The following is a 6,404-nucleotide window of genomic DNA, read 5'->3' as shown; positions in this document are numbered from 1 at the left end:
GGCCGGCGCGGGCAGCGCCTTGCGGTCGAGCTTGCCGTTCGGGGTGAGCGGGAGCCGCTCCAGCGCGGTGAGGACCGCCGGGACCATGTACTCGGGGAGGTCCTGGCGCAGGAAGTCGCCGAGCTCGCGCACGCCGCCCTCCTCGTCCCGCCAGGTCACGTAGCCGGCCAGGACGGCGTCCACCCCCGTGCCGTGGACGGCCACGGCCGCCGCCAGCACCCGCGGGTGGCGGGCGAGCGCGGACTCGATCTCACCGAGCTCCATGCGGTGGCCGCGCACCTTCACCTGGCCGTCGGCCCGGCCCCGGTACTCCAGCGTGCCGTCCGCGAGCCGGCGCACGAGGTCACCGGTGCGGTACAGCCGTGTCCCCGCCCCGTACGGATCGGCCACGAACCGGTCCGCGGTCAGCCCCGGCCGCCCGTGGTAGCCGCGGGCCACCCCGTCACCGCCGATGTAGAGCTCGCCGAACACCCCCACCGGCACCGGCCGCAGCCGCGCGTCCAGTACGTGCAGCCGGGTGTTGGCGAGCGCCGTGCCGATCGGCACCGGCCCGTCGCCGACCGGGCCGGACAGCAGGTGCGCCGTCGACCAGACGGTGGTCTCCGTCGGCCCGTACACGTTCCGGACGGTGCCCAGCGCCGTACGCATCCGCTCGGCCAGGGCCGACGGCAGCGCCTCGCCGCCGCACAGCGCCCGTACGTGCGGTGCCCGCCACCCCGACTCCATCAGCTGGTGCCAGGTGGCCGGAGTGGCCTGGACGACCGTGACCGGTGCCGCGTCCAGCTCCTTCGCGAGCAGGATGCCGTCCCGCGCGGTCTCGCGGCCGACGACCCGTACGGTCGCCCCGCACACGAGCGGGACCAGCAGCTCCAGCACGGCGATGTCGAAGGAGGCCGTGGTGACGGCCGCGACCGTGTCACCGGCCGTCAGCTCCAGCCTGCGGACCATGTCCCGGGTGAAGTTGGCCAGCGCCCGGTGCGGGACGGTGACCCCCTTCGGGCGTCCCGTCGAGCCCGAGGTGTAGAGGGCGTACGCCAGCTGCTCCGGCTCCAGCCGCACGGGTGCGGGGTCGGCCGGCGCGCTCCCGTCCGCGGCCAGGGCGTCGAGGTCCACCACGGCGACCCCGTCCGGGACCTGCGCGGCGCCGGACAGCCCCGACACCACCATGACCCGGGCGCCGCTGTCCGCGAGCATGTAGCCGATGCGGTCGGCCGGATAGCCGGGGTCCACCGGCACGTACAGGCCGCCGGAGCGCAGCACGCCCAGCAGCGCCGCCGGGAGCAGCACGGAGCGCTCCGCGCAGACCGCCACCGCGGCCTCCGGACCGACGCCGAGGCGGGTCAGCTCCATGGCCAGCCGGCCCGAGACCTCCCACAGCCCGGCGTACGTCAGGCTCCGGTCCCCGTCGTCCACGGCGACCGCCCGCGGCGTACGGGAGGCCTGCTCGCCGACGAGCACGGGCAGCGGCCGGCCGTCGGCGGTCTCGGCGGAGCCGATGCCCTCACCCAGGACCCGGCGCTCCTCGGCCGGACCCATCAGGGGCAGGGCGCCCAGCGGGGTCGTGGGATCGGCCACCGCGGCCGTGAGCAGTTCGGTCAGTGCCGAGGTCATCCGCTCGACGGTCGCCCGGTCGAAGAGGTCGGTGGCGAACACGGCGTCACCGCGCAGCGCGCCGGCCTCCTCGACGAAGTACAGCGAGAGGTCGAACTTCGAGGCACCGCTGGCCAGCGAGAGCGGTTCGACGTCCAGGCCGGCCGGGGCCGGCGGCGCGGAGGCCTCCTCGTCGAGCACCAGCATCACCTGGAACAGCGGATTGCGGCTCAGGTCCCGCTCCGGCCGCACCTCCTCCACGAGACGCTCGAACGGCACCTGCTGGTGGGCGTAGGCCCCCAGCGCCGTCTCCCGGGCCCGGTCCAGCAGCTCGCCGAACGCCGGGTCGCCGGACAGGTCGGTGCGCAGCACCAGGTTGTTGACGAAGAAGCCGATGAGCGGCTCCAGTTCGGTGCGGTCGCGGCCGGCGATGGGCGAGCCGACGGCCACGTCCTCGCCGCCCGACCAGCGGGCCAGCAGGGCCTGGAAGCCCGCCAGCAGCACCATGAACAGGGTGGCGTCGTGCCGGCGCCCCAGCTCGCGCAGCTGCCGCAGCAGCGGCTCGGGCAGCTCGAAGGAGAACTGCTCGCCGCGCCCGGACGGGGTGGCCGGCCGGGGCCGGTCGGTGGGCAGGTCCAGCGGGGCCAGGCCGCCGAGGCGCCCGCGCCAGTACCCCAGGGTGTCCGCGAGGGCGTCGTCGCCGAGGCGGTCGCGCTGCCAGGAGGCGAACTCGCGGTAGGAGACGGCGAGTTCCGGCAGGGGCTCGGCCCCTTCGACGGTGCGGGCCCGGTAGGCGGCGAAGAACTCCCGCCAGAACACCCCCACCGACCAGCCGTCGAAGGCGATGTGGTGGGCCACGATCACCAGCAGGTGCTCCCGCGGCGCGATCCGCACCAGCCGGGCCCGCAGCGGGCCCGCGGCCGTCAGGTCGAAGGGCAGCGCGGCGTCGTGCGCCGCCAGCTCCCGCGCCCGCTCCTCGGCCGCCGGCGCACCGAGCTCCGAGAGGTCGGTGAAGTCGGGGGCGAACAGGGAGGCCGGACCGGGCACGACGCGGGCCGCGAAGGCGCCCTCGTCACCGCCTTCCCCGGTCTCCTCGATCCGGGAGCGCAGCACCTCGTGCCGGGCGACGACGTCCGTCAGCGCGCCCAGGGCGGCGTCCGTGTCGAGCTCCCCGGTCAGCCGTACGGCACCGGGCATGTTGTAGTCGGGCCGGCCCGGCTGGAGCCGGTCCAGCAGCCACAGCCGCTGCTGCCCGAAGGACAGCGGGCCGGGCCCCTCGGGCAGCGCGGGGATCGTCGCCCCCGGCGCGTCCGCCGCGACCGGTGAGGCCAGCGCCCGGGCCAGGTCCTCGGCCACGGGGTGCCGGAAGAGCAGCTGCATCGGGATGTCCTGGTCCAGCAGGGCGCGCAGCCGGGAGATGACCCGGGTGGCGCGCAGGGAGTGCCCGCCGCGCTCGAAGAAGTGGTCACGGACCCCGATCGGGCCCTCGCCGAGCACCTCCTCCCAGACCTCGACGACCGTCCGCTCCAGCGGGGTGCGCGGGGCCACGTACGCCCGGTGCCCGCCGGCCGTGCCGGCCTCCGGCGCGGGCAGCGCGCGGCGGTCGGTCTTCCCGTTCGGGGTCAGCGGCAGCGCGTCCAGCACCACCAGCGCGGACGGCACCATCGCCGCCGGCAGGGCCGCGCGGACGAAGTCCAGCACGGCGGCCGGATCACCGCCGCCCTCCCGCCACACCACGTACCCGGCGAGCAGCCGGTCGGCGCCCTCGCCGTGTGCGGCGGCCACGGCCCGGGCCACGTCCGGGTGACCCAGCAGCGCCGCCTCCACCTCGCCCAGCTCGATCCGGTGGCCGCGGACCTTGACCTGGTTGTCCCGGCGGCCGTGGAACTCCAGCACCCCGTCGGACCGCAGTCGCGCCAGGTCGCCGGTACGGTACATGCGCGCCCCGGGCGGCCCGTACGGGTCCGGCGGATAGGCCTCGGCGGTGCGCGCCGGATCGCCCAGGTAGCCGCGGGCCACCCCGCGGCCGGCGATGAACAGCTCACCGATCGCACCCTGGGGGAGCGGTTCGAGGTGCTCGCCGAGCACGAGGACCCGGGCGCCGGGCAGCGGCCGCCCGATGGGGATGCGGCCCGCCTCGATGTCGGCGTCCGTCACCACGTGGTACGTGGTGGTGTTGGTGCACTCCGTCGGACCGTACTGGTTGACCAGCCGCAGCCGCCCGGGCACGCCCAAGGTGTGGGCGGCGCGCGCCAGTCCGGGCGTCAGCGCCTCGCCGGTGGTCATCACCAGCCGCAGCGCGGCCGCGGGTTCGGTGACGGCGGCGACCAGCGGTTCCAGCATCGACGGCACGATCGACAGCAGGGCCGTCACACCCTCGGCGTGCAGCAGCCGGGCCAGCGCCTCCGGGTCCCCGGCCTCGTCCTGCGAGGCCAGCACGATCCGTCCGCCGGTGGTCAGCGGGGCGAACAGGTCACGTACCGAAGGGTCGAAGGTCAGCGCGGTACGGGCCAGCACCGCGTCCTGGGGACCGAGGCCGAAGGTGGCGGTCAGCGCGGCCAGGTAGCCGGTGATGGCGCCGTGCGTGACGGCCACGCCCTTGGGGCGGCCGGTCGACCCGGAGGTGTACAGCAGATAGGCCAGGTGCGCGGGGGAGGCCGTGACGGGCGGCTCCGTGGCGGGCAGCGTGTCCACCAGGTGCTGCTCGGCGTCCAGGTCCACGACCGGTACGCCGCCGGTCAGGTCCGGGGGCGGTCCGCCGGGCAGGCCCGCCGTCAGCACCAGGTGGGCGCCGCTGTCGGCCAGGACCGTCCGGACGCGCTCGGCCGGGTGCCCCGCGTCGAGCGGCACGTAGGCGCCGCCGGCCTTCAGCACCGCGAGGACGCACACCAGCATCCGCGGGTCGCGGCCGGCCAGTACCGCCACCCGGGTCTCGGGGCCGGTGCCGAACTCCCGCAGGCGGTGGGCCAGGCGGTTGGCGGCCGCGTCGAGCTCCGCGTAGGCGATGGTGCGGCCCTCGCAGGTCACGGCCGGGGCGTCCGGCCGCAGCCGGGCCTGTTCCGCCACCAGGGAGTGCAGGGTCCGGGCCGTCGGCCCCTCCGCCCGGGGACCCGGATCCTCCCCGAGCAGCGCGGCATGCTCCTGCGGCGACAGCACGTCCAGCCGGGACAGCGGTGCGTCGGGGGTCTCGGCCGCGCCGGCCAGCAGCCGCAGGTAGTGCGCGGCGAACCGCTCGACGGTGGCCCGGTCGAACAGGTCCGTCGCGTACTGCACGGTGCCGGTCAGTCCGCCGGGGTGCTCGGTCATCGCGAGACTGAGGTCGAACTTGGCCGTCCCGTTGGAGGTGTCGAGGCTCTCGACCTCCACACCGTCCAGCGGCAGGGCGGCGAGCTGCTCGGGGTGGAGCTGGAACAGCACGTCGAACAGGGGGTTCCGGCTGAGGTCGCGCTCCGGCCGCAGCTCCTCCACCAGCCGGTCGAACGGGACGTCCTGGTGCTCGTAGGCGGCCAGCGCGGTGCGGCGCACCCGCCCCAGCAGTTCACCGAAGGCCGGGTCGCCCGACAGGTCGGTGCGCAGCACCAACGTGTTCACGAAGAAGCCGACGAGCGGCTCCAGTTCGGTGCGGTCGCGGCCCGCGATGGGCGAGCCCACCGCGATGTCGGCCTGGCCCGTGTAGCGGGCCAGCAGCGCCTGGAAACCGGCCAGCAGCACCATGAACAGGGTGGCGCCGCGCTCCCGGGCCAGCGCGCCGAGCCGCTGGGCGAGGTCGGCCGGCACCTCGAAGACGAAGGCGTCGCCCGCGCCGGAGCGCACCTGCGGCCGCGGCCGGTCGGTGGGCAGCTCCAGGGCCGGGAGCCCGCCGAGGGCCGCCCGCCAGTGCGCGATGCCCGCGTCGGCCTCGCCGTCCGCCAGCCGGCGCTGCTGCCAGTACGCGAAGTCCCCGTACTGGACCGGCAGTTCCGGCAGCGCCGGACGCTCGCCGCGGCGCAGGGCCGCGTAGGCCCCGGACAGCTCCCGCCACAGCACCGGCATCGACCAGCCGTCGCCGACGGTGTGGTGCAGGACCAGGACGAGGAGGTGCTCGTCGTCGGCGACGCGCACCACGCGGGCCCGCAGCAGGGGAGCCGAGCCCAGGTCGAAGGGGGCGGCGGCGTCGGCGTGCGCCAGGCCGAGCGCCCGGGAACGGGCCTCCTCGCGGGGCAGGTCCCCCAGGTCGGTGCGGAGGGGGACGAAGACCTCCGGCGCCTCCACGACCTGGACGGGGCCCGACGGGCCCTCGGTGATCCGCGAGCGCAGCACCTCGTGCCGGGTCACCACCGCGCACAGCGCGGCGTCCAGCGCGTCGGCGTCCAGCGCGCCCCGCAGCCGGGCCGCGACGGGGATGTTGTAGTCGGGCCGGCCGGGCTGGAGCTGGTCCAGGAACCACAGCCGCTGCTGCGCGAACGACAGCGGCGCGCTCTCCCCGGCCGGCCGGGCGCCGATCGCGGTGACGGCGGCCGGCGGCGCGGCGGCGTCGGGGCCGTCGCCGCGCAGGGCGTCCAGCGCCGACGCGAACCGCTCCAGCGTCGGGTGCTCGAACAGCAGCCGCAGCGGCACGCCCGTACCCAGGCGGGCGCCGAGCCGGGACACGGCGCGCGTGGCCCGCAGCGAGTGGCCGCCCAGGGNGCCCGGTGCCCAGCACCTCGCCCCACACGGCCGCGGCGAGCTCCTCGGTCGCGGTCGCCGGCGCCGCGAACTCGGCCCGGAGCAGCCCCTCGTCGGGGGGCGCGGGCAGCGCGCGCCGGTCCAGCTTGCCGTTCGGCGTCACCGGCAGC

The 6,404-nt window shown here is 76.4% G+C and carries 1 protein-coding gene; it reads right to left on the bottom strand.

Annotated elements, in window-relative coordinates; all coding sequences use genetic code 11:
- On the bottom strand, nucleotides 1-6,252 hold a 6,252-nt coding region (locus VR44_RS34185), incomplete at its 3' end, for a non-ribosomal peptide synthetase (protein WP_281187253.1).
- Between the last annotated feature and the right edge of the window lie 152 nt (nucleotides 6,253-6,404).

The organism is Streptomyces katrae, from assembly GCF_000966975.1.
GTDB lineage: Bacteria > Actinomycetota > Actinomycetes > Streptomycetales > Streptomycetaceae > Streptomyces > Streptomyces katrae.
Note: the sequence above shows the minus strand (reverse complement) of the source record. Positions and strands in the feature narration are given on the sequence as shown.